Source organism: Streptomyces sp. CA-288835, assembly GCF_050936385.1.
Lineage (GTDB): Bacteria > Actinomycetota > Actinomycetes > Streptomycetales > Streptomycetaceae > Streptomyces.
The window spans coordinates 5,249,948-5,271,289 of sequence record NZ_JBNJMW010000001.1 but is presented as its reverse complement, the minus strand read 5'-3'; the positions used below and the strand labels follow the sequence as shown (position 1 = coordinate 5,271,289).

Here is a 21,342-nt window from a genome sequence, read left to right as displayed (position 1 = left end):
GACCACGACTTCCGCAGCAATGTCCACGACGTACCCCCACCCAGACCGTGGTCCGTACGACCAGACTGCCCGCCGTCGAGAGCAGACGCCTGAGCTTGGAGCCAGTAGCCCGAAAGAGTGAACGCCCCGACCTGCTTGTCTCACGGCCGCTTCATAAGTGCAGCCGATATGAAGCGGAGCGTGAGACTCTGCAGCGAAATCTGAGGCCCTACAACAGTCGAAGACTCAGGCCTGCATATCCACGAAGCGCGAGTAGTGGCCCTGGAAGGCGACCGTGATCGTCGCTGTCGGACCGTTACGGTGCTTGCCGACGATGATGTCCGCCTCACCGGCGCGCGGCGACTCCTTCTCGTACGCATCCTCGCGGTGCAGCAGAATCACCATGTCCGCGTCCTGCTCGATCGACCCGGATTCACGCAGGTCCGAGACCATGGGCTTCTTGTCCGTACGCTGCTCAGGGCCACGGTTCAGCTGCGACAGCGCGATGACCGGAAGCTCCAGCTCCTTGGCCAGAAGCTTCAGATTCCGCGACATGTCGGAGACCTCCTGCTGACGGCTCTCGGCCCGCTTGGAACCGCCCGACTGCATCAGCTGCAGATAGTCGATGACCACGAGCTTCAGGTCGCTGCGCTGCTTGAGTCGACGGCACTTGGCGCGGATCTCCATCATCGACAGGTTCGGGGAGTCGTCGATGTAAAGGGGAGCGGCCGAAACATCCGGCATCCGGCGCGCGAGCCGGGTCCAGTCCTCGTCCGTCATAGTCCCCGAACGCATGTGATGCAGAGCCACCCGCGCCTCCGCCGACAGCAGACGCATCGCGATCTCATTACGGCCCATTTCCAGCGAAAAGATCACACTCGGCATGTTGTGCTTGATCGAGCATGTCCGTGCGAAATCCAGCGCCAGCGTGGACTTACCCATGGCAGGACGCGCGGCGATGATGATCATCTGGCCGGGGTGCAGACCATTCGTGAGCTGGTCGAGATCGGTGAAGCCCGTCGGCACACCGGTCATCTCCCCCGAACGCGAACCGATCGCCTCGATCTCGTCGAGCGCACCCTCCATGATGTCGCCGAGCGGCAGATAGTCCTCCGTGGTGCGCTGCTCGGTCACCGCGTAGATCTCTGCCTGGGCGCTGTTGACGATCTCGTCGACGTCACCGTCGGCCGCGTACCCCATCTGTGTGATGCGCGTACCAGCCTCCACGAGGCGGCGCAGCACCGCCCGTTCGTGGACGATCTCCGCGTAGTACTCGGCGTTGGCCGCCGTCGGTACCGTCTGAACGAGGCCGTGCAGATACGAGACGCCGCCGACCTTACTGATCTCACCGCGCTTGGTGAGCTCGGCGGCGATCGTGATCGGGTCGGCCGGCTCGCCCTTCGCGTAGAGGTCGAGGATCGCGCTGTAGATGGTCTCGTGCGCCGGCCGGTAGAAGTCATGGCCCTTGAGCAACTCGACGACATCGGCAATGGCGTCCTTGGACAGCAGCATGCCGCCGAGGACGGACTGCTCAGCGTCCAGATCCTGGGGCGGCACACGCTCGAAGGACGAACCTCCGCCGTCCCAGACGCCGTTGTCCCGTCCACGATCGTGTTGCTCGTCGCGCCCCCTGCCACCATCACGCCGACGGGAGGCGGGCAGACGATCACTGGGACCGCTGTCGGCCCACGGATCGTCCAAGGGCTCGGAAATACTCACCGAGCCACCTCCTCCCGTCCGCCGAGCGGACCTAGCCGTGCCTCATCTTTCTACGGCACGGCACTGACAAATGAGAGGCCCAACTCCGGTTCTCACCCGTCGCTTTTGCGAGGTTTCCGAGGACGGAAGAGGAGCAGGGCGCCGGACCACGTTAGGCCTGCGGGCACCGTCCGCCAATCTGGTTATCCACAGGCCATGTGGACGACCGCCCGGATGCTGTGGAGAACCTCGCAAAACCTGTGCACGACCCGGTGGACAGACCTGTGAACAAGCCTGGGCCTCATCCTCCAAACAAGCCTTGACCTGCGAATATCCCGTCCACCGGCTGTGCAGAAGAAAAACTTCCACAGCAGAATCAAGATCGTTACGAACGCCCCGCAACGGCACTTCACACAAGAAGAGACGTAAGGGGCTATCAAGCATTGCATCTCTTACCTGTGGAAGATTAGATTGATGTGCATGACACAGGCCTCAGCGGAGCCCAAGGCTGCCCGGCGCCGGCACGACCGAGAGATCGTCTCGTTGGCCGTCCCGGCCTTCGGCGCACTCGTCGTCGAGCCCCTCTTCCTCATGGCCGACAGCGCCATCGTCGGCCATCTCGGCACTCCGCAACTCGCCGGTCTCGGTGTCGCCTCCGCCCTCCTCACCACAGCCGTCAGCATCTTCGTGTTCCTGGCGTACGCCACCACAGCCGCCGTCGCGCGCCGGGTCGGCGCGGGCGATCTGCAAGCAGCGATCCGTCAGGGCATGGACGGCATCTGGCTCGCGCTCCTGCTGGGGGCAGCCATCATCGCGATCGTCGTGCCGACGGCCCCCGCCATGGTGGAGCTCTTCGGCGCCTCGGACACCGCCGCCCCCTACGCCACCACGTATCTGCGGATCTCGGCGCTCGGCATTCCCGCGATGCTCGTCGTTCTCGCCGCCACTGGAGTCCTGCGCGGACTGCAGGACACCAAGACACCGCTGTACGTCGCCATCGCGGGCTTCATCGCCAATGGTGCCCTCAACGTCGGCCTCGTCTACGGCGCGGACCTCGGCATCGCCGGCTCTGCCTGGGGCACTGTCATCGCACAGTGCGGTATGGCCGCGGTATATCTCGCCGTCGTCGTCCGTGGAGCACGGAAGCACGGCGCCTCCCTGCGGCCGGATGCCGCCGGGATACGCGCCTGCGCCCAGGCCGGGGCGCCTCTGCTGATCCGTACGCTCTCGCTGCGGGCCATCCTGTTGATCGCCACCGGCGTGGCGGCGCGACTTGGCGACGCGGACGTCGCCGCGCACCAGATCATCCTGGGGCTATGGAGTCTGCTCGCCTTCGCCCTGGACGCGATCGCCATCGCCGGTCAGGCGATCATCGGTCGCTACCTCGGCGCCGGTGACGCCCAACGCGCCCGTGAGGTCTGCCGCCGCATGGTGGAGTGGGGCATCGCGGTCGGCGTCGTACTCGGTGTGCTGGTGATCGTCACGCGGCCGCTCTTCGTCCCGCTGTTCACCAGTGACTCGATGGTCAAGGACGCGGCGCTGCCCGCTCTCATCGTGGTGGCCCTGTCCCAGCCGATCTGCGGCATCGTCTACGTACTCGACGGCGTTCTGATGGGCGCCGGGGACGGCCCGTACTTGGCACGGGCGATGCTCGTGACGCTCGCCATCTTCACGCCCGTCGCCCTGCTCGTACCTGTTCTCGGCGGCGGCCTGACAGCGCTGTGGGGAGCGATGACCCTGATGATGGCTCTGCGAATGCTGACCTTGTGGCTGCGCTCCCGCTCGGGTCGCTGGATCGTCACTGGCGCCACGCGCTGAGAAGAGCCGATCCAGCACCGGGTGAAGCAGAATCGCCCCCAAGCTCGCTCGGTTTCACGTGAAACGGCGGGGACCAACTCGGGGACTGATGCACGCCGTTTCACGTGAAACATGCTCTCCATGCCTCCCCGCCACCGACACGTCCGCCGCCGAGGGACCCGCCAGCCAACAGCCGACGGGCAAGCATGTGGGGCCGCACCCCGAAAGGCACGGCCCCACACTGCTTCAGCGATCGCAGCACTCAGGCAGCGACGACCTCGATGTTGACCTTGGCGGCAACTTCGGGGTGCAGACGCACGGACGTCTCGTGAGCGCCCAGCGTCTTGATCGGCGAGCCCAGCTCGATGCGGCGCTTGTCGACCTCGGGGCCACCGGAAGCCTTGATCGCCGAGGCGATGTCGGCCGGGGTGACAGAACCGAAGAGCCGACCGGCGTCGCCGGAGCGGACGGCCAGGCGGACCTTGACGCCTTCGAGGCGGGCCTTGATCTCGTTGGCCTGCTCGATGGTCTGGATCTCATGGATCTTGCGAGCACGACGGATCTGCTCGACGTCCTTCTCGCCGCCCTTGGTCCAGCGGATCGCGAAGTTCCGCGGGATCAGGTAGTTGCGAGCGTAACCGTCCTTGACGTCGACGACGTCGCCCGCGGCGCCGAGGCCGGAGACCTCGTGGGTGAGGATGATCTTCATGTGTCGGTCACCCTTCCCTTATCGCGCGGTGGAGGTGTAGGGCAGCAGCGCCATCTCACGGCTGTTCTTGACAGCCGTGGCGACGTCACGCTGGTGCTGCGTGCAGTTGCCGGTCACGCGGCGGGCACGGATCTTGCCGCGGTCGGAAATGAACTTCCGCAGCATGTTCGTGTCCTTGTAGTCCACGTACGTGACCTTGTCCTTGCAGAAAGCGCAGACCTTCTTCTTCGGCTTGCGCACAGGCGGCTTCGCCATGGTGTATCTCCTGTGTGATCAAGAAGTGTGGGTGCGAACCCGCCCTTAGAAGGGGGGCTCGTCCGAGTAGCCGCCGCCGGAGCCGCCGGAGCTTCCGCCCCAGCCGCCACCGCCGCCACCCTGCTGGCCGCCGCCGGCCGGCGCACCGGTCGCCCAGGGATCGTCGGCGGGAGCGCCGCCGCCCTGCTGCTGACCGCCACCGGGGCCTGAGCCCCAGCCGCCGCCCTGCTGGCCGCCTCCGCCACCGCCGCTGTAACCACCCTGGCCGCCTCGGCCGGTGGTCTTGGTGACCTTGGCCGTGGCGTTGCGCAGGCTCGCGCCGACCTCGTCGACGTCGAGTTCGTAGACCGTGCGCTTGACGCCCTCACGGTCCTCGTAGGACCGCTGCTTCAGCCGGCCCTGCACGATGACGCGCATGCCTCGCTGGAGCGACTCGGCGACGTTCTCCGCCGCCTGACGCCAGACCGAGCACGTCAGGAAGAGGCTCTCGCCGTCCTTCCATTCGTTGGTCTGACGGTCGAAGGTGCGGGGAGTGGACGCGACACGGAACTTCGCGACCGCCGCACCGGAAGGGGTGAAGCGCAGCTCGGGGTCGTCGACAAGATTGCCGACGACCGTGATGACGGTCTCGCCTGCCATTGGGGGAACCTCTCGGCGGGTTTGCTGCTGGCTGCTTGTGCTGCTACTCGATGCCCGAGATCAACTGAGCGGGAGAGCTCAGTGCATCTCGGGGCGGAGGACCTTGGTCCGGAGGACCGACTCGTTCAGGTTCATCTGGCGGTCGAGCTCCTTGACGACCGCAGGCTCGGCCTGCAGGTCGATGACCGAGTAGATACCCTCGGGCTTCTTCTTGATCTCGTACGCGAGACGACGACGGCCCCAGGTGTCGACCTTCTCCACCTTTCCGTTGCCCTCACGGACAACAGAGAGGAAGTTTTCGATCAGTGGGGAGACAGCGCGCTCCTCGAGATCGGGGTCGAGGATGACCATCACCTCGTAGTGACGCATGTGGAACCCACCTCCTTTGGACTCGGCGGCCACGGTCGTTCCGTGGCAGGAGGGTTGTGATGCGTACGCAACGGTATCGGCCACCACTGACAATCGGGCCCGTCACTCAGTGAACTGAGTGGGAGTCGCGTCATGGCCTGGGCAGACACCGGTGCAGACGGTACAGACTACCCGGACACCGGCTTCCGGTTGAAATCCGGGGGTGGAGGCCGCCAATCTGTACACATCGGGTGTGCATGGCGCTACGATGCGCCGCTTTCCGCAGGAGGTGCCCTATGGCACAGACATCGCGACCCAACATCGCCGGATCCCTGTTCGCCACCGACCACAAGCCCCACCCGCTCCAGGACACGCTGCTGGCCGTGACGCTGGTGCTCGGCGCGACGGCCTTCACCACGGGGCTGTTCGACGACCTCCATCTGGTCAGCTCATGGGCGGGTCTGGTGGGAATCATCACCGGGGCAAGCGGGCAGTTCGTCTCCGAGACGACACGGCAGCGCTTCGGGCTGGTGCTGGGTCTCGGTGCGGCGGGGGTCGGCTTCTTCCTCGGCATGGCACATGGCGGCCTTTTCGGCGGAGTCATCGACTGAGCGACTCCCCGGCGCGTCCGGACAGGCGCGGCGACCACAGGCCCACGACCTTCCCAACACCCGGCCCTACAGCCGGATAACACCTCAAGACGCTCCGGCCGCGTATCGGTCGGGCCCAGGTTCCGTACGGCCAGACGGGGCGCTCGCAGGGCGCAGTAGGCTTCGGCGCGAGAGCCGGAGCCCCTGTACCCATGGGGACACACCAGCCCGAGGAGCGCCCCGTATGAGCCTGACCCTGAGGACCATCAGTCGAGAGCAGCATCTGGCGTACATCCAGAGCCTGCCCGCGGCGAGCCACATGCAGGTCCCGGCCTGGGCAGACGTCAAGGCGGAGTGGCGCGCCGAGAATCTCGGATGGTTCGACGACAGGACAGGCGAGATGGTCGGGGCGGGCCTTGTGCTGTACCGGCAGCTGCCCAAGATCAAGCGCTACCTCGCCTATCTGCCCGAGGGCCCGGTCATCAACTGGTTCGCGCCAAATCTGACCGAGTGGCTGGATCCGATGCTCGCGCATCTCAAGCAGCAGGGCGCCTTCTCCGTGAAGATGGGCCCGCCGGTCATCATCAGGCGCTGGGAGGCCGCTTCGATCAAGAAGGGCATCCAGGATCCGGACGTGAAGCGGCTCCGCGACATCGAGGCCGACTTCATCGAGCCGCGCGCCTTTGAGGTCGCCGACCGGCTGCGTCGCATGGGCTGGCAGCAGGGCGAGGACGGCGGGGCCGGCTTCGGCGACGTACAACCCCGCTATGTCTTCCAAGTGCCGCTGGCCAACCGGTCGTTGGAGGACGTCCACAAGGGCTTCAACCAGCTGTGGCGGCGCAACATCAAGAAGGCCGAGAAGGCGGGCGTCGAGGTCGTCCAGGGCGGTTACCAGGACCTTGAAGAGTGGCAGCGTCTCTACGAGATCACAGCCGTACGCGACCACTTCCGGCCCCGCCCGCTCTCGTACTTCCAGCGCATGTGGACAGCCCTCAACAACGAGGACCCCAACCGCATGCGGCTGTACTTCGCACGGCACAACGGTGTGAACCTGTCCGCCGCGACGATGCTGGTCGTGGGCGGGCATGTCTGGTACTCGTACGGCGCCTCGGACAACATCGGGCGTGAGGTCCGGCCCTCGAACGCGATGCAGTGGCGCATGCTGCGCGACGCCTACGCGCTCGGTGCCACGGTCTATGACCTGCGGGGCATCTCCGACTCGCTGGACGAGACCGACCACCTCTTCGGCCTCATCCAGTTCAAGGTGGGCACGGGCGGCCAGGCCGCCGAATACCTCGGTGAGTGGGACTTCCCGCTCAACAAGCTGCTCCACAAGGCGCTCGACATCTACATGTCGCGCCGCTGACGCATCAGAATTCGCCTTCATATCTCTGATACACCGCAGCCACGAGAAAGGTTCCAGGTCCGGCCATGGCGCTCACGCTCTACGTCGACACCGCACGCTGGCGGGCGCACCACAAGCAGGTGTCCGAGCAGTTCCCCGGACTCGTCCCTGTGTGCAAGGGCAATGGCTACGGCTTCGGCCATGAGCGGCTGGCGGACGAGGCCACGCGGCTGGGCTCGGACATCCTGGCCGTCGGGACGACGTACGAGGCCGCCCGGATCAAGGACTGGTTCGGCGGTGACCTGCTGGTGTTGACGCCGTTCCGGCGGGGCGAGGAGCCCGTGCCGCTGCCCGATCGCGTGATCCGCTCCGTGTCGTCGATCGACGGGGTCTACGGCCTCGTGGGCGCCCGCGTCGTCATCGAGGTCATGTCCTCGATGAAACGGCACGGTGTGAACGAGCACGACCTGCCCCAACTCCACGCCGCCATAGAGAACGTACGGCTGGAGGGCTTCGCGATCCATCTGCCGCTGGACCGCACCGACGGATCGGACGCCGTCGAGGAGGTCATCGGCTGGATGGACCGGCTGCGCGCGGCCCGGCTGCCGCTGCACACCATGTTCGTCAGCCACCTGAAGGCCGAGGAACTCGCCCGGCTGCAACAGCAGTTCCCGCAGACCCGCTTCCGCGCCCGCATCGGTACGCGGCTGTGGCTGGGGGACCACGAAGCGACCGAGTACCGCGGAGCCGTCCTGGACGTCACTCCCGTCGGCAAGGGCGACCGCTTCGGCTATCGCCAGCAGAAGGCCGCCTCTGACGGCTGGCTGGTGGTCGTGGCGGGCGGTACGTCGCACGGGGTGGGCCTGGAGGCCCCGAAGGCCCTGCACGGCGTCATGCCGCGCGCCAAGGGCGTCGCCCGGGCCGGCCTCGCCACGGTCAACCGGAACCTCTCGCCGTTCGTCTGGGGCGGCAAGCAGCGCTGGTTCGCGGAGCCTCCGCACATGCAGGTCTCGATCCTGTTCGTGCCCTCGGACGCCCCGGAACCGAAAGTCGGCGAGGAACTCGTTGCCCATCTGCGCCACACCACCACGCAGTTCGACCGGGTCGTCGAGCGCTGACCACCGAACCTCAGCGGAAAGGCCGTACACGGAATCCGTGTACGGCCTTCTCTGTGGTTCCCCTACGCCCTGTTCGCTCAGGGCGAACCGCCGCCGACCGACGGCCCGCGGTGACCCCACTCCACCTGCGGCCTGTCGAAGTGCGCCGCATGCCGCCGCGGATGGGCTGCGGCGCCCAGTACGAAGCGGTCCTCCGCGCCATCCAGTACGCCCCCCGTCGGGTCGTCGTCCCCGGCCCGGCGTACCACGTCCCGTTCCGGCATGAGGATGTCGCGTACGACGACGGCACACAGGTAGAGCGTCCCCAACAGGTGGATGACGATGGCGACGTGATAGCCGTCGGTCGGCAGTCCCTTGTGGGCGTCTCCACTGGTCGTGTACGCGAGGTACATCCAGATCCCGAGGAAGTAGGCGACCTCGCACGCCTGCCAGATCAGGAAGTCCCGCCATTTGGGGCGGGCCAGCGCGGCGAGGGGGATCAGCCACAGCACGTACTGGGGTGAATAGACCTTGTTGGTGAGGATGAAGGCCGCGACGATCAGAAAGGCGAGTTGGGCGAAGCGCGGCCTGCGCGGGGCGGTCAGCGCGAGTCCCGCCACACCCAGGCAGGAGACCAGCATCAGCACCAGGGCGAGCGTGTTGACGGTGTCCGTGGTGGGCGGGCTGTCCATGCGATGGGACAGGACGAGCCAGAACGAACCGAAGTCGACGCCGCGCTCCTGGCTGAATGTGTAGAACTTCGACCAGCCCTCGGGGGCGAGCAGCATCACGGGGAGGTTCACGATCAGCCAGGCGCCCCCCGCGCCGCGCAGCGCGGTGCCGAACTCCCGCCACCGGCCCGCGCGCCAGCACAGCACGAGCAGTGGACCGAGGATCAGGAAGGGATAGAGCTTGGCGGCGGTGGCAAGGCCCAGGAGGACGCCGAAGGCGAACGGGCGGCCCCGCGCCCACATCAGCATCGCGGCGGCCGTCAGGGCGACGGCCAGCAGGTCCCAGTTGACGGTGGCGGTAAGCGCGAAGGCGGGTGCGAGGGCGACCAGCAGACCGTCCCAGGGCCGCCGGCGGTGGGTGCGGGTGACGCAGACGGCGATGATCGCCGCACACGCCATCAGCATCCCGCAGTTGACCATCCAGTAGATCTTTGCCTGCTCCTGGATGCTGCCGCTGCCCGGTGTCAGCCAGGAGGCGACCTCCATGAACACGCCGGTCAGGACCGGGTATTCGAGGTACTCCATATCGCCGCTGAGCTTGTCGAAGTACGGCACGAGCCCCTCGGCGAAGCCGCGGCCCTGGTAGAGGTGCGGGATGTCTGAGTAGCACGCGTGCGTGTACTGCGAGCTGGCCCCGAAGAACCAGGCGCCGTCGTAGCACGGCAGCTTCTGCACCATGCCAAGGGCGAACATGCCGATCGCGACGAGCGCGATGACACGTACAGGGGTCCACCAGGACGTGCCGAGCAGCGCGCGGCGTCCGATGGGGCCACCGATCAGCTCGCTGCCGGTTGCGGCGACCGCGTCCTCCTTGGTCGGCCGTACCGTGTCCGGCTCGTGCGAGCTGGCTCGCTTCGTCTCTGCACTGGGCATGCCGACCATCCTGCCGTACGTAGCTGAGAGTGTGCTGCGTCGTCGAGCCGCTGTGGCCGGTCGCATGGCTGAAGGCCCTCGCCCCGTGTACGACAAGCGGCCGCTACAACAAGGGCCGCCGCACCCTGTCGGTGCGGCGGCCCTTGTTTCACGTGAAACAGCGTGTTTCACGTGAAACACACACAGTGACGGCTACTACGTGCCCTACCCGAAGATGCCCCCATTGTTGTTATCGCCGTTGTTCCCGGGGGGATCGGACTCCGTCGGCGAAGCGCTCACACCCCCGTCGACTCCGCCGTTGTCAGCACCACCGTTGTCCTCGCCACCGGTGTTGTTGCACTCGAAGTCGAAGGGTTCGCAGGTGTTGCTCGGCGAGGGCGTGGGACTGGTCGTCGGCTCGCTGGGCGTCGGGCTCGGCGTCGGGGTGTCATCCTCGGGCTCGGGCTCAGGGGCGGACGGCGTCGGAGTCGGAACCGGGATGTCGTTGACGACCTCACCGATGGGCTCGGGCGTCGGGAACTCCTTCGCGGGCTTGCCCTTGAGCGCGTCGTCCATGTAGTCGTGCCAGATCTCGGCCGGGAACGAGGCACCGTGGATCTTCTTCTGGCCACCCGTCCCGAACATCTCCAGGAACTCGCGCTTCTTGCTGTTCTCGTCGTCATCCATGCGGTACATGGAGATCGCGGTCGAGAGCTGCGGGGTGTAGCCGACGAACCAGGCGGACTTGTTGCCGTCGGTGGTACCGGTCTTGCCCGCCACCTCACGGTCACCGAGCGCAGCAGCGGTACCAGTGCCGTCTTCCACGACGGTCTTCAGAACGTCGGTCACGTTGTCGGCGACCTGGGAGGTGAAGGCCGTTTCAGGATTGGCGACGTCCGCGTGCCTGAATACCGTTCCGTCCTTGTCTTCGATCTCCTTGACCGAGTATGGATCGTTCTGCTGGCCGCTGGCCGCGAAAGTGGCGTACGCGCCTGCCATACGGATCGCGCTCGGGTCGGATGTGCCGAGCGAGAAGGACGGGTAGTTCGCGCTGGCCAGACTGCCCTCCAGGACGCCCGCGTTGACCGCTGCCTCCTTGACCTTGTCCAGTCCTACGTCCATGCCGAGCTGCACATAGGCGGAGTTCGCCGAGACCCTCATTGCCTCGCGGAGGTCGATCCGGTAGCTCGGGGCGTTGTACGACTCACCGCCGTCGTTCTTCTGCAGCCACACCTTGCCCTTGTTGTCCTGCCAGACGGTGCCGTCGTAGTCCTCGATCTTGAGCTTGTTCTTGCCGCTGTAGAAGCTCTCGGGCGAGACGATCGTCCGCTCGTCCTGCGCCTGAATCGGGTCGCCGTCGGGATTGCGCGCACCCCACTGCATCGCGGACGCCAGCACGAACGGCTTGAACGTCGACCCGACCTGGGCGCCGGTCTGGTCGGCGTTGTTGGTGAAGTGCTTCGTCGCGTCCTCGCCACCGTAGATGGCCTTGATCGCGCCGTCCTTCGGGTCCACCGAGGCGCCGCCGAACTGGACGTGCGTGTCCGTGTCGGGACGCTCCTTCGGCTTGATGTTCTCCTTCTGGACCTTCTTCACCGCGTCTTCGAGCTGGTTGACCATCTTCTTGTCGAAGGTCGTGTGGATCTCGAGGCCGCCTTGCTGAAGCCTGTCGGCCGTGATCCCGGTCTTCTCGCTGTTGTTGACGATGTACGACTTGGCGAGGTCGACGAGGTAGCCGGTCTGCCCGCTCAACTGGGCATTCGACCGCGGGTTCTCGGTCTTGGGGAGCTTCGTGTACTTCGCTCGCTCCGTTGCCGACAGGTGGCCGTACTCGACCATCTTGTCGAGCGTGTCCTGCATCTGCGCGAGGGCCCGCTTCTTGTTTGCGTCGGACGTGGCAGCCGGGTCGATGGCGGTCGAACCCGCTGGGTCGTAGTAGGTGGCGCCCTTGAGGGTCGCCGACAGGAAGGCGCATTCGCCCGCGTTCAGCTTGACGGCGTCCTTGTTGAAGTAAGCACGTGCCGCTGCCTGAATTCCGTAGGCGCCGCGACCGTAGTAACCGGTGTTCAGGTAGCCCTCGAGGATCGTGTCCTTGGGTTCGGTGGTGCCCACCTTGACAGAGACGAAGATCTCTTTGAACTTCCGCGAGAGCGTCTGCGACTGGTCATTCAGCATCGCGTTCTTCACGTACTGCTGAGTGATCGTGGAACCGCCCTGCGTCTCACCGCCCCGGGCCATGGTGAGTACGGCGCGGGTGATGCCCTTCGGGTCGATGCCGCTGTCGTCGTAGAAGGTCTTGTTCTCCTGGGAGATGACGGCGTTCTGCATCGCCTTGGGAATCTGCGAGAGGTTGATGATCTGGCGGTTCGTCTCACCACCCGTGGCGACCATCTCGGTGCCGTCAGACCAGTAGTAGACGTTGTTCTGCGCCGTCGCGGCCTCGGCGACGTTCGGAACGCTCACCATGGCGTACCCGATGCCCGCAACGGCCACCAGGCTGCCGAAGAAGCCGATGCACAACCCCGAGACAAGCCTCCACGAGGGCACCCAGCGCGCAGCGCCGTACTTGCCCGCGCGCGGATAGTCGATGAGGCGCTTCCTGGGCGGCTCGGCCCCGCGGCCCCTGCCACGCCCGGGCCCGTTCGGCCCGACGGGACCGCCTCCGCGGCCGCCACCACCGTGGCCGCCGCGTCCCGCGCCGTCGGCCGCTCTGCGCCGGCCACCGCCGCTCGTACTTCTCTGGGCGGCCCTTCGGGCCTCTGCTCGGCCACCGTACGGCCGTTCCTCGCCTCCCGAGCCGTAGGAGGCGGAAGGAGACCCGGTGGCGCCTCGCGGTGCCGCGCGGCGACCGGAGGACGAGCTGGTAAGGCCGCGTCGGGCCGCGGCACGTCCGCCACCTTGCGGCTGCGGCGGTTTGCGACGGTGCTCGCTCATCGAACGGTTACTCCTCGGGCAGGCGCACCTTTGCGCGCCTGGAAACGGCGGCTGGTTTCCCGGTCCCCCCGAAGTACGGATGCGGTCGTTCTGTCATTCACCCGTACTGCACCGAGGACGAGGACGTCCCCAAACGTCACTTGGTTCCCGGTGATGTGCATGGCGCACAGACTACGCACCGGCAAAACCTACCGAGGGCCGAAGGCCACCCCAAAACAGGCAACTTGCTTCCCACGAATCGGTGATGTGACGCCGCTCACCGTGCCCCCTCTTGTCGCGTACGGATGGCCGTTCTATCGTGCTGATGTATCGAGTCGATACATCAGCTCGGCATAACGACCGTCACGGCAAGACTCTGCTGAGAGGAGGCGACCATGAGCCGGCGCTCCGGGATCCTCGAGTTCGCCGTACTCGGCCTGCTCCGCGAGTCCCCGATGCACGGCTATGAGCTGCGTAAACGGCTCAATACCTCACTAGGGGTGTTCCGTGCCTTCAGCTACGGGACGCTCTACCCCTGCCTCAAGACGCTGGTCGCGAACGGCTGGTTGATCGAGGAATCGGGGGGTGCCCGCGATGAAGCACCTGCCGCTCCACTCGCAGGGCGCCGCGCCAAAATCGTCTATCGGTTGACGGCGGAAGGTAAGGAGCACTTCGAGGAGCTGCTCTCGCAGACGGGTCCCGACGCGTACGAGGACGAGCACTTCGCCGCTCGCTTCGCCTTCTTCGGGCAGACGTCGCGGGATGTACGTATGCGGGTCCTCGAAGGCCGCCGCAGTCGTCTCGAGGAGCGCCTGGAGAAGATGCGCGCCTCCCTGGCACGCACCCGGGAGCGCCTCGACGACTACACCCTTGAGCTCCAGCGGCACGGGATGGAGTCCGTGGAGCGCGAAGTGCGCTGGCTGAACGAGCTCATCGAGAGCGAGCGGGCCGGACGGGACCAGCGGCGTCCCGCCGCGGACGGCTCCGCTCAGCACGACAGCACATCTGGAGAGTCGGGCGGCCTGCCCCGGCACGGGGACACCTCCCGGCCGGATCCGTCCGACGACACCGACACGTGAAGTCCGCTCAGGACTTTCACCGAGTACACACAGGGAGCAACCGGAATGGGTTCGGTTCGCGTAGCCATCGTCGGCGTGGGCAACTGCGCCGCCTCGCTGGTCCAGGGCGTCGAGTACTACAAGGACGCCGACCCGGCGGGCAAGGTGCCGGGTCTGATGCACGTCCAGTTCGGCGACTACCACGTCCGTGACATCGAGTTCGTGGCCGCCTTCGACGTCGACGCGAAGAAGGTCGGCCTCGACCTCGCGGACGCCATCGGTGCCAGCGAGAACAACACCATCAAGATCTGCGACGTCCCGAACTCCGGTGTGCCCGTGCAGCGCGGCCACACCCTGGACGGGCTCGGCAGGTACTACCGCGAGACCATCGAGGAGTCGACCGAAGCCCCGGTCGACGTCGTCCAGGTCCTCAAGGACCAGCGGGTCGATGTCCTCGTCTGCTACCTCCCGGTGGGCTCCGAGGACGCGGCGAAGTTCTACGCCCAGTGCGCCATCGACGCCAAGGTCGCCTTCGTCAACGCCCTTCCGGTCTTCATCGCCGGCACGAAGGAGTGGGCGGACAAGTTCACCGAGGCCGGCGTCCCGATCGTGGGCGACGACATCAAGTCGCAGGTCGGCGCCACGATCACGCACCGCGTCATGGCAAAGCTGTTCGAGGACCGGGGCGTCGTCCTGGACCGCACGATGCAGCTGAACGTCGGCGGCAACATGGACTTCAAGAACATGCTCGAGCGGGACCGCCTGGAGTCGAAGAAGATCTCCAAGACCCAGGCCGTCACCTCCCAGATCCGCGACCGCGACATGGGCGCGGACAACGTCCACATCGGCCCGTCCGACTACGTGGCCTGGCTGGACGACCGCAAGTGGGCGTACGTCCGTCTCGAGGGCCGCGCTTTCGGTGACGTCCCGCTGAACCTGGAGTACAAGCTCGAGGTCTGGGACTCCCCGAACTCCGCGGGCGTCATCATCGACGCCCTGCGCGCCGCGAAGATCGCCAAGGACCGCGGCATCGGCGGCCCGATCCTCTCGGCGTCGAGCTACTTCATGAAGTCCCCGCCGGTCCAGTACTTCGACGACGAGGCCCGGGACAACGTCGAGAAGTTCATCAAGGGCGAGGTCGAGCGCTAAGAGCTTCGCTGAGACGGCTGTTGAGGGTCTCCGGGTCGTACGCCCGGGGACCCTCCTCGTATGTGAGGCTGGGCCCCATGGCTGTCGTACGTGACCTGCGCGTACTCCTGCGCTTCCGGAACTTCCGGCGCCTGCTCGCCGTACGGCTGCTGTCCCAGGGCGCCGACGGTGTCTACCAGGTCGCGCTCGCCACGTACGTCGTCTTCTCGCCGGAGCGGCAGACCTCGCCTGCCGCGATCGCCTCGGCGATGGCGGTGCTCCTCCTCCCGTACTCGCTCGTCGGCCCCTTCGCGGGCGTGCTGCTGGACCGCTGGCGACGTCGGCAGGTTTTTCTGTACGGGAATCTCCTGCGGGCGCTGCTGGCCTCTCTGACGGCCGTGCTGATCGTGAGCGGTGTCCCGGACTGGCTCTTCTACGCCTCCGCGCTGAGCGTCACCGCGGTCAACCGCTTTGTCCTAGCGGGTCTGTCCGCCGCGCTGCCGCGTGTCGTCGACTCCGAGCGCCTGGTGATGGCCAATTCCCTGTCGCCCACGGCCGGGACGCTCGCCGCGACCGCGGGCGGCGGGATCGCCTTCGTCGTACGTCTCGTCATCTCGGACTCCGACGCCGCGGTCGTTCTCGTCGGAGCGGCGCTCTATCTGTGCGCGGCACTCGCCTCGCTGCGTATGGCGCGAGAACTGCTGGGTCCCGACCAGCAGTTGGTGCAGCCGCATCTGAAGGCGGCCCTGGCGGGTACGGCACGTGGCCTGGTGGCCGGTGTGCGCCATCTGGCCGAGCCCGCACGCCGTGAGGCCGCCTGGGCGCTGACCGCGATGACGCTGATGCGGTTCTGTTTCGGCGCCCTGACGGTCATGGTGCTGATGCTCTGCCGGTACGCCTGGTCGTCCGGCTCGGACGACGACGGGCTCGCCCTCCTGGGCCTTGCCGTGGGGATCTCCGGGGCCGGCTTCTTCGTGGCGGCGGTGGTGACCCCGACGGCGGCCGGGCGGCTCGGGCCGGGCGGCTGGATCGTCGTCTGCGCCGGTTCGGCCGCGGTCCTGGAACCCGCGCTCGGTCTGTCGTTCACCGAAGTGCCCGTACTGATCTCGGCCTTCGTCCTCGGCCTCACCACACAGGGCGCGAAGATCGCCACCGACACCGTGGTCCAGTCGTCCGTCGACGACGGCTTCCGTGGCCGGATCTTCTCCGTGTACGACGTGCTGTTCAACGTCGCGTTCGTCGGCGCCGCCGGGGTGGCCGCCCTGATGCTGCCTCCTGACGGCCGCTCAGTCCACCTGGTGGTCACGGTGGCCGTTGTCTACGCGGCAGTTGCTGCGTCTATGGCCCGCTTTGAACGGCGTCGAGTGTCACATCAGTGACACAGAGCGTCTCCGAGGCACTGAGTTGTCAGTGGTGGCCGATAACTTACGTGGGTCTTATCTCGCGCTCCGCGCACCCAACGTTCCAGGGGGACCCACAAGTGACCACTCCGCCGCCCCAAGGCCAGAACCCGTTCGCCCAGGGCCAGACGGCACCTCAGGGCCAGCCTCAGTTCCCCGGCCAGCCCGGCTACCCGCAGCAGCCGAACGCGCCGTACGCCCCGGTCCCGCCCCAGCAGCGGAAGCGCGGAGTCAAGTTCTACGTGCGCATCGCGGTCGTCGTTGCCGCCGTCATCGCCGCGGGCATCGGCTTCATCGCGAGCCGGGACGACGCCGCCACCGCCAAGGTCGGCGACTGCATGAGCGTCGGCAACCCGAAGAGCACCACCGAGCCGGAGCTCGAGGTCGTGGACTGCGGCGACTCCAAGGCCGCGTACAAGGTCGAGCAGAAGAAGACCGACGACTCCAGCTGCGACCGCACCAAGTACGCCCAGTACACCGAGACCGGTGGCAGCAGCGAGTTCACCCTCTGCCTGTCGGAGTACCCCGCCAAGTAGAAGCTCGTCTGACGCGCGAGGGCCGTTGTTTCACGTGAAACAACGGCCCTCGGCGTATCCGGATCCAGTCGTGTCGGGCCATGTTTCACGTGAAACGTGGCCGCGTTTCACGACTCAGCTCTGCGCGGCCCACCACTCCTTGAGCGCTGACACCGCCGCATCCTGCTCCATCGGCCCGTTCTCCAGGCGCAGCTCCAGCAGGAACTTGTACGCCTGGCCGATAACTGGGCCAGGGCCGACACCGAGGACCTCCATGATCTGGTTGCCGTCGAGGTCGGGCCGGATGGCGTCCAGTTCCTCCTGTTCCTGGAGCTGGGCGATGCGCTCCTCCAGGCCGTCGTACGCACGGGAGAGCGCCGCGGCCTTGCGCTTATTGCGCGTGGTGCAGTCGGAGCGCGTCAGCTTGTGGAGGCGGTCGAGGAGCGGGCCTGCGTCCCGTACGTAGCGGCGGACCGCCGAGTCCGTCCACTCCCCGGTGCCGTAGCCGTGGAAGCGCAGGTGCAGCTCGACCAGTCGCGAGACGTCCTTCACGAGATCGTTGGAGTACTTGAGGGCCGTCATGCGCTTCTTGGTCATCTTGGCGCCCACCACCTCGTGGTGGTGGAACGAGACCCGGCCGTCCTTCTCGAAGCGGCGCGTGCGCGGCTTGCCGATGTCGTGCAGGAGCGCGGCGAGTCGGAGGGTGAGGTCGGGACCGTCCTCCTCCAGCTCGATCGCCTGCTCGAGGACGATCAGCGAGTGGTCGTAGACGTCCTTGTGCCGGTGGTGCTCGTCACGCTCCAGACGCAGCGCGGGCAGCTCGGGCAGCACATGCGCGGCGAGTCCGGTGTCGACGAGCAGCGTCAGTCCCTTGCGTGGATGCGCGGAGAGGATCAGCTTGTTCAGCTCGTCCCGGACCCGCTCGGCGGAGACGATCTCGATGCGCTCGGCCATGGCCTTCATCGCGGCGACGACGTCCGGTGCCACCTCGAAGTCGAGCTGCGCGGCGAAGCGGGCGGCCCGCATCATCCGCAGTGGATCGTCGGAGAAGGACGCCTCAGGAGTGCCCGGGGTACGCAGCACACGCTCCGCCAGGTCACGAAGCCCACCGTGCGGGTCGATGAACTCCTTCTCCGGAAGAGCCACAGCCATCGCGTTGACCGTGAAGTCGCGGCGTACCAGATCTTCCTCGATGGAGTCGCCGTACGACACCTCGGGCTTGCGCGAGGTCCGGTCGTACGCCTCCGAGCGGTACGTCGTCACCTCGATGTCGAAGCGCTGAACAGCGTCCCCGACACGGGCTTCCTTCTGCGCCCCGACCGTCCCGAAGGCGATCCCGACCTCCCATACGGCGTCCGCCCATGGCCGCACGATCTTCAGTACGTCCTCGGGGCGGGCGTCGGTCGTGAAGTCCAGGTCGTTTCCGAGCCTGCCCAGAAGGGCGTCCCGGACCGAGCCGCCGACCAGGGCGAGGGAGAACCCGGCCTCCTGGAAGCGGCGGGCGAGATCGTCGGCGACGGGGGACACCCGCAGCAGTTCGCTCACCGCGCGGTGCTGCACCTGACTCAGGGCGTTGGGATTGTCTTCGTTGGCGTTCGGCACAACAGAAAAGGGTACGTGGCGCGGGCGACGGTGAGCGCCTCCATTAAGTGTGCGCAGGTGCTTACCCGATCCCAGTTGGGGCGCCTCCCTCAATACGTGCACATAGGCGACAGCCCGGCCTGGTCCCCCGATCTTGTGGGGCGGACCGCGGCACTTCCCCTCAGCGCGCATCGTTACCATGCGTGGACGCACATTCCGACGACCACTGACGACGACGAGGGACGGACGAGCGCGTGGCCCAGGCGGCAGACTTCCAGGGGACGAGTGCCTCACCTGCCCGCCGGTGGCTTCGGCGCACCGGAGTACTGCTCGCCGGAGCGCCTCTGCTGGCCGGCCTTCTCCAGCTGCCCGCCTCGCCGTCCGCGGATGCCACCGAGCGCACTGCCGAGCACACAGCCGTGGCCGCCGCCACGGGCTCCAAGACGGTTGACATCTCCCTGCACTCGCTCAACCCGAGCGTTCCCTCGGACGGCGACACGCTCACTGTCTCGGGCCGGATCACGAACAACGGCAAGCAGTCGGTCACGGACGCCCAGCTCGGTCTGCGCGTGGGACCGACGATGAACGGCCGCTCGTCGATCGACACGGCCGCGAAGAACAACCCTTATGCGGGCACCGAGGTCGGCGGCTCATACGTGCAGGATTTCGCCAAGCTGGCGCCGGGTGTCCCGCAGAACTTCAGCCTCTCCGTCCCCGTCGACGAGCTGGAACTCGGTGCCGACGGCGTCTATCAGCTCGGGGTCGCGCTCACCGGGGAGACCGCCGCCCAGCCGTACGAGCGGATTCTCGGTATCGAGCGGACCTTCCTGCCCTGGCAGCCCGACGCTGCGGAGACGAAGACCAGGACGACGTACCTCTGGCCCCTGATCTCCACCCCCCATATGACGGCCGAGACAGGTTCGAACGAGCAGCAGACTCCCGTCTTCAAGGACGACGACCTGGCCGCGGAGCTCGCGCCCGGCGGTCGGCTGCAGCAGCTCGTCACGCTCGGCAAGGAGCTGGACGTCACATGGGTGATCGATCCGGACCTCCTGGCCTCCGTGGTCGCGATGGTGGGCGGCTACGAGATCCGGACCGGCACCGAAACCACCACAGCGGGCACCCACAAGGAGGTCGCCAAGCAGTGGCTCGCCGAGCTGGAGAAGGCGGTCGAGGGCAAGGAGGTCGTCGCCCTCCCCTTCGCGGACCCGGATCTGGCGTCGTTGGCCCACAAGGGCACGAAGGTCGCCGGATCGCTGAGCCACCTCAAGGACGCCACAGAGGTGGCCGCCACCACGGTGGAGTCGATCCTCCATGTGACGCCGAGCACGGACTACGCCTGGCCCGCGAATGGAGCGATCGACCCGTCGATCGTCAAGGTCGCCACCTCCGCCGGCGCCGACAAGGTGATCTCCCGCAGTGACAGCCTCCAGGAGACCGGCAGTCTGTCGTACACCCCCAGTGCTGCCCGGCCCATCGGAGGCGGCACGACGGCGGTGGTCGCGGACGCCCGCCTGTCGACGGCGTTCCAGGGCGACATGGCGGTGGCCGGCAACTCCACGCTCGCCGTGCAGGAATTCCTCGCCCAGACCCTGATGATCAACCTGCAGCAGCCTGGGAAGCAGCGCAGCATCGTGGTCGCCCCGCAGCGCATGCCGTCAGCCAGCCAGGCCCAGGCGATGGCGCAGGCGCTCACAGCCCTCCAGGGCGCGAACTGGTCGGAGTCGGCGGAGCTGTCCGCGGCCACCGAGGCCAAGCCCGACCCCGGCGCCACCACGCGGGTCCCCTCGGAGTCGGAGTACCCCTCCTCGCTCAGCAAGCAGGAACTGCCGCCGAAAACCTTCGAGCATATCGAGGAGATTCAGCGGAAGATCAACAAATTCCGGGTGATCCTCACCGAGGAGGACCGGGTGATCACCCCCTTCGGGCGCGCCCTGAACCGGGCGATGTCCACGTCCTGGCGCGGTCATGAAGCCGAGGAGGTCGTGTACCGCTACGGCGTGGATGCGTATATCGATGAGCTCACCGAGCAGGTCGCACTGATCAAGAAATCCGAGGCGAAGCTGTCGGGCCGCAGCGCCACGATTCCGATCACCGTGCAGAACAACCTCGTCCAGGGCGTCGACCATCTGGTGCTGCGCCTGACGTCGAAGCATCCGTCGCGCCTGAGCATCGGTGAGCGTGAGCGTGCCTACTGGGAACAGCGGGTGGAGGTGTCGGGCGGGCACAGCGAGTCGGTGAAGTTCACCGCCAACGGCCGGGCCAACGGCCGGTACGCGGTGACCGCCCAGCTCTACACGGAGGACGGCCAGCCGTACGGCGAGGAAATCACGTTCGACGTGAGCGTCACCGAGATCACCCCCACGGTGATGCTCGTCATCGCCGGCGGTGTACTGCTGCTCGTGCTCGCCGGATTCCGGATGTACACCCAGCGTAAGCGCGCGGCCGCCAGGCGGGCCGAGGAAGGGCCGGACGACGGTGCTGACGACGCCGAGGCTGATCGTGAAGCGGCGTTCCACCCGGAGTCGGGGCCGGCGTCCGATGCGGAATCCGCGTTGGCGTCGCCAGTGGAATCCAGGGAAGACGACCCGGAGCAGCCGAGTGACCCTTCACCGGACACCGCACCGGAAAGCACCGACCCGTCCGGCACTGGTGAGAGAGTGGACCGTTGAGCGAAGTCGTGGCCGGTGGGCCCGGGGACGATGAG

17 protein-coding genes are annotated in these 21,342 nt (G+C 66.9%); 9 read left to right on the top strand and 8 right to left on the bottom strand.

From position 1 onward, the window contains the following. Nucleotides 1-225 precede the first annotated feature (225 nt). Complete coding sequence (gene dnaB, locus ACQEVY_RS23830) at nt 226-1,698, bottom strand: replicative DNA helicase (RefSeq protein WP_328770344.1); 1,473 nt, start codon at nt 1,696-1,698, stop codon at nt 226-228. A gap of 459 nt (nt 1,699-2,157) precedes the next feature. Here dnaB and ACQEVY_RS23825 point away from each other — a divergent pair, with 459 nt between their 5' ends. Next, nucleotides 2,158-3,495, top strand: a complete 1,338-nt coding sequence (locus ACQEVY_RS23825) for an MATE family efflux transporter (protein WP_432951515.1) — start codon at nt 2,158-2,160, stop codon at nt 3,493-3,495. A 241-nt stretch (nt 3,496-3,736) separates the two neighbouring features. On the opposite strand, the gene rplI is transcribed toward ACQEVY_RS23825, so the two are convergent. From rplI to rpsF, 4 genes are all read right to left on the bottom strand, one after another. Further along, a complete protein-coding gene (rplI, locus tag ACQEVY_RS23820; protein WP_033321283.1) occupies nt 3,737-4,183 on the bottom strand; it encodes a 50S ribosomal protein L9 in 447 nt (148 codons plus the stop codon). 18 nt (nt 4,184-4,201) lie between these two features. Continuing rightward, a complete protein-coding gene (gene rpsR, locus ACQEVY_RS23815; RefSeq protein WP_003949403.1) occupies nt 4,202-4,438 on the bottom strand; it encodes a 30S ribosomal protein S18 in 237 nt (78 codons plus the stop codon). Between the two features lie 45 nt (nt 4,439-4,483). After that, complete coding sequence (locus tag ACQEVY_RS23810; protein ID WP_328770342.1) at nt 4,484-5,077, bottom strand: single-stranded DNA-binding protein; 594 nt, start codon at nt 5,075-5,077, stop codon at nt 4,484-4,486. Between the two features lie 78 nt (nt 5,078-5,155). Further along, on the bottom strand, nt 5,156-5,446 hold the full coding sequence (gene rpsF / locus ACQEVY_RS23805; RefSeq protein ID WP_033321285.1) for a 30S ribosomal protein S6: 291 nt from the start codon (nt 5,444-5,446) through the stop codon (nt 5,156-5,158). 275 nt (nt 5,447-5,721) lie between these two features. Between rpsF and ACQEVY_RS23800 the strand changes: the two genes are divergently transcribed. The 3 genes from ACQEVY_RS23800 (at nt 5,722) to ACQEVY_RS23790 (ending at nt 8,478) form a co-directional block, all read left to right on the top strand. Next, the gene (locus tag ACQEVY_RS23800; protein WP_432951514.1) at nt 5,722-6,036 is read left to right on the top strand and encodes a hypothetical protein; all 315 of its coding nucleotides are present in this window, start codon (nt 5,722-5,724) and stop codon (nt 6,034-6,036) included. 223 nt (nt 6,037-6,259) lie between these two features. After that, nucleotides 6,260-7,381, top strand: coding sequence for a peptidoglycan bridge formation glycyltransferase FemX (femX, locus tag ACQEVY_RS23795; RefSeq protein WP_328770340.1), 1,122 nt, complete (start codon nt 6,260-6,262; stop codon nt 7,379-7,381). Nucleotides 7,382-7,446: 65 nt separating this feature from the next. Next, nucleotides 7,447-8,478, top strand: a complete 1,032-nt coding sequence (locus ACQEVY_RS23790; protein ID WP_432951513.1) for an alanine racemase — start codon at nt 7,447-7,449, stop codon at nt 8,476-8,478. Nucleotides 8,479-8,555: 77 nt separating this feature from the next. On the opposite strand, the gene ACQEVY_RS23785 is transcribed toward ACQEVY_RS23790, so the two are convergent. Together ACQEVY_RS23785 and ACQEVY_RS23780 are read right to left on the bottom strand one after the other, a co-directional pair. Continuing rightward, nucleotides 8,556-10,070 carry a glycosyltransferase family 87 protein gene (locus ACQEVY_RS23785; protein ID WP_432951512.1) on the bottom strand — a complete coding sequence of 505 codons (1,515 nt, stop codon included), beginning with the start codon at nt 10,068-10,070 and terminating at the stop codon, nt 8,556-8,558. Between the two features lie 195 nt (nt 10,071-10,265). Continuing rightward, a complete protein-coding gene (locus tag ACQEVY_RS23780) occupies nt 10,266-12,974 on the bottom strand; it encodes a transglycosylase domain-containing protein (protein WP_432951511.1) in 2,709 nt (902 codons plus the stop codon). Nucleotides 12,975-13,348: 374 nt separating this feature from the next. Between ACQEVY_RS23780 and ACQEVY_RS23775 the strand changes: the two genes are divergently transcribed. From ACQEVY_RS23775 to ACQEVY_RS23760, 4 genes are all read left to right on the top strand, one after another. Then, entirely contained in the window at nt 13,349-14,032 is a 684-nt protein-coding gene (locus ACQEVY_RS23775) for a PadR family transcriptional regulator (RefSeq protein WP_328770336.1), read from the top strand. A 45-nt stretch (nt 14,033-14,077) separates the two neighbouring features. Then, the gene (locus ACQEVY_RS23770; RefSeq protein ID WP_432951510.1) at nt 14,078-15,160 is read left to right on the top strand and encodes an inositol-3-phosphate synthase; all 1,083 of its coding nucleotides are present in this window, start codon (nt 14,078-14,080) and stop codon (nt 15,158-15,160) included. A gap of 77 nt (nt 15,161-15,237) precedes the next feature. Further along, entirely contained in the window at nt 15,238-16,518 is a 1,281-nt protein-coding gene (locus tag ACQEVY_RS23765; protein ID WP_432951509.1) for an MFS transporter, read from the top strand. Between the two features lie 101 nt (nt 16,519-16,619). Continuing rightward, complete coding sequence (locus ACQEVY_RS23760) at nt 16,620-17,075, top strand: LppU/SCO3897 family protein (protein ID WP_432951508.1); 456 nt, start codon at nt 16,620-16,622, stop codon at nt 17,073-17,075. Between the two features lie 114 nt (nt 17,076-17,189). Here the strand turns inward: ACQEVY_RS23760 and ACQEVY_RS23755 are convergent, their stop codons facing one another. Beyond that, complete coding sequence (locus tag ACQEVY_RS23755) at nt 17,190-18,656, bottom strand: CCA tRNA nucleotidyltransferase (protein WP_432951507.1); 1,467 nt, start codon at nt 18,654-18,656, stop codon at nt 17,190-17,192. Nucleotides 18,657-18,889: 233 nt separating this feature from the next. Here ACQEVY_RS23755 and ACQEVY_RS23750 point away from each other — a divergent pair, with 233 nt between their 5' ends. Beyond that, complete coding sequence (locus ACQEVY_RS23750) at nt 18,890-21,307, top strand: DUF6049 family protein (RefSeq protein ID WP_432951506.1); 2,418 nt, start codon at nt 18,890-18,892, stop codon at nt 21,305-21,307. Nucleotides 21,308-21,342 lie beyond the last annotated feature (35 nt).

Coding starts and splice junctions, on each gene's coding strand:
- ACQEVY_RS23825 (WP_432951515.1), top strand. CDS start 2,158: ATGACACAGGCCTCAGCGGAGCCCAAGGCTGCCCGGCGCCGGCACGAC.
- rplI (WP_033321283.1), bottom strand. CDS start 4,183: ATGAAGATCATCCTCACCCACGAGGTCTCCGGCCTCGGCGCCGCGGGC.
- rpsR (WP_003949403.1), bottom strand. CDS start 4,438: ATGGCGAAGCCGCCTGTGCGCAAGCCGAAGAAGAAGGTCTGCGCTTTC.
- ACQEVY_RS23810 (WP_328770342.1), bottom strand. CDS start 5,077: ATGGCAGGCGAGACCGTCATCACGGTCGTCGGCAATCTTGTCGACGAC.
- rpsF (WP_033321285.1), bottom strand. CDS start 5,446: ATGCGTCACTACGAGGTGATGGTCATCCTCGACCCCGATCTCGAGGAG.
- ACQEVY_RS23800 (WP_432951514.1), top strand. CDS start 5,722: ATGGCACAGACATCGCGACCCAACATCGCCGGATCCCTGTTCGCCACC.
- femX (WP_328770340.1), top strand. CDS start 6,260: ATGAGCCTGACCCTGAGGACCATCAGTCGAGAGCAGCATCTGGCGTAC.
- ACQEVY_RS23790 (WP_432951513.1), top strand. CDS start 7,447: ATGGCGCTCACGCTCTACGTCGACACCGCACGCTGGCGGGCGCACCAC.
- ACQEVY_RS23785 (WP_432951512.1), bottom strand. CDS start 10,070: ATGGTCGGCATGCCCAGTGCAGAGACGAAGCGAGCCAGCTCGCACGAG.
- ACQEVY_RS23780 (WP_432951511.1), bottom strand. CDS start 12,974: ATGAGCGAGCACCGTCGCAAACCGCCGCAGCCGCAAGGTGGCGGACGT.
- ACQEVY_RS23775 (WP_328770336.1), top strand. CDS start 13,349: ATGAGCCGGCGCTCCGGGATCCTCGAGTTCGCCGTACTCGGCCTGCTC.
- ACQEVY_RS23770 (WP_432951510.1), top strand. CDS start 14,078: ATGGGTTCGGTTCGCGTAGCCATCGTCGGCGTGGGCAACTGCGCCGCC.
- ACQEVY_RS23765 (WP_432951509.1), top strand. CDS start 15,238: ATGGCTGTCGTACGTGACCTGCGCGTACTCCTGCGCTTCCGGAACTTC.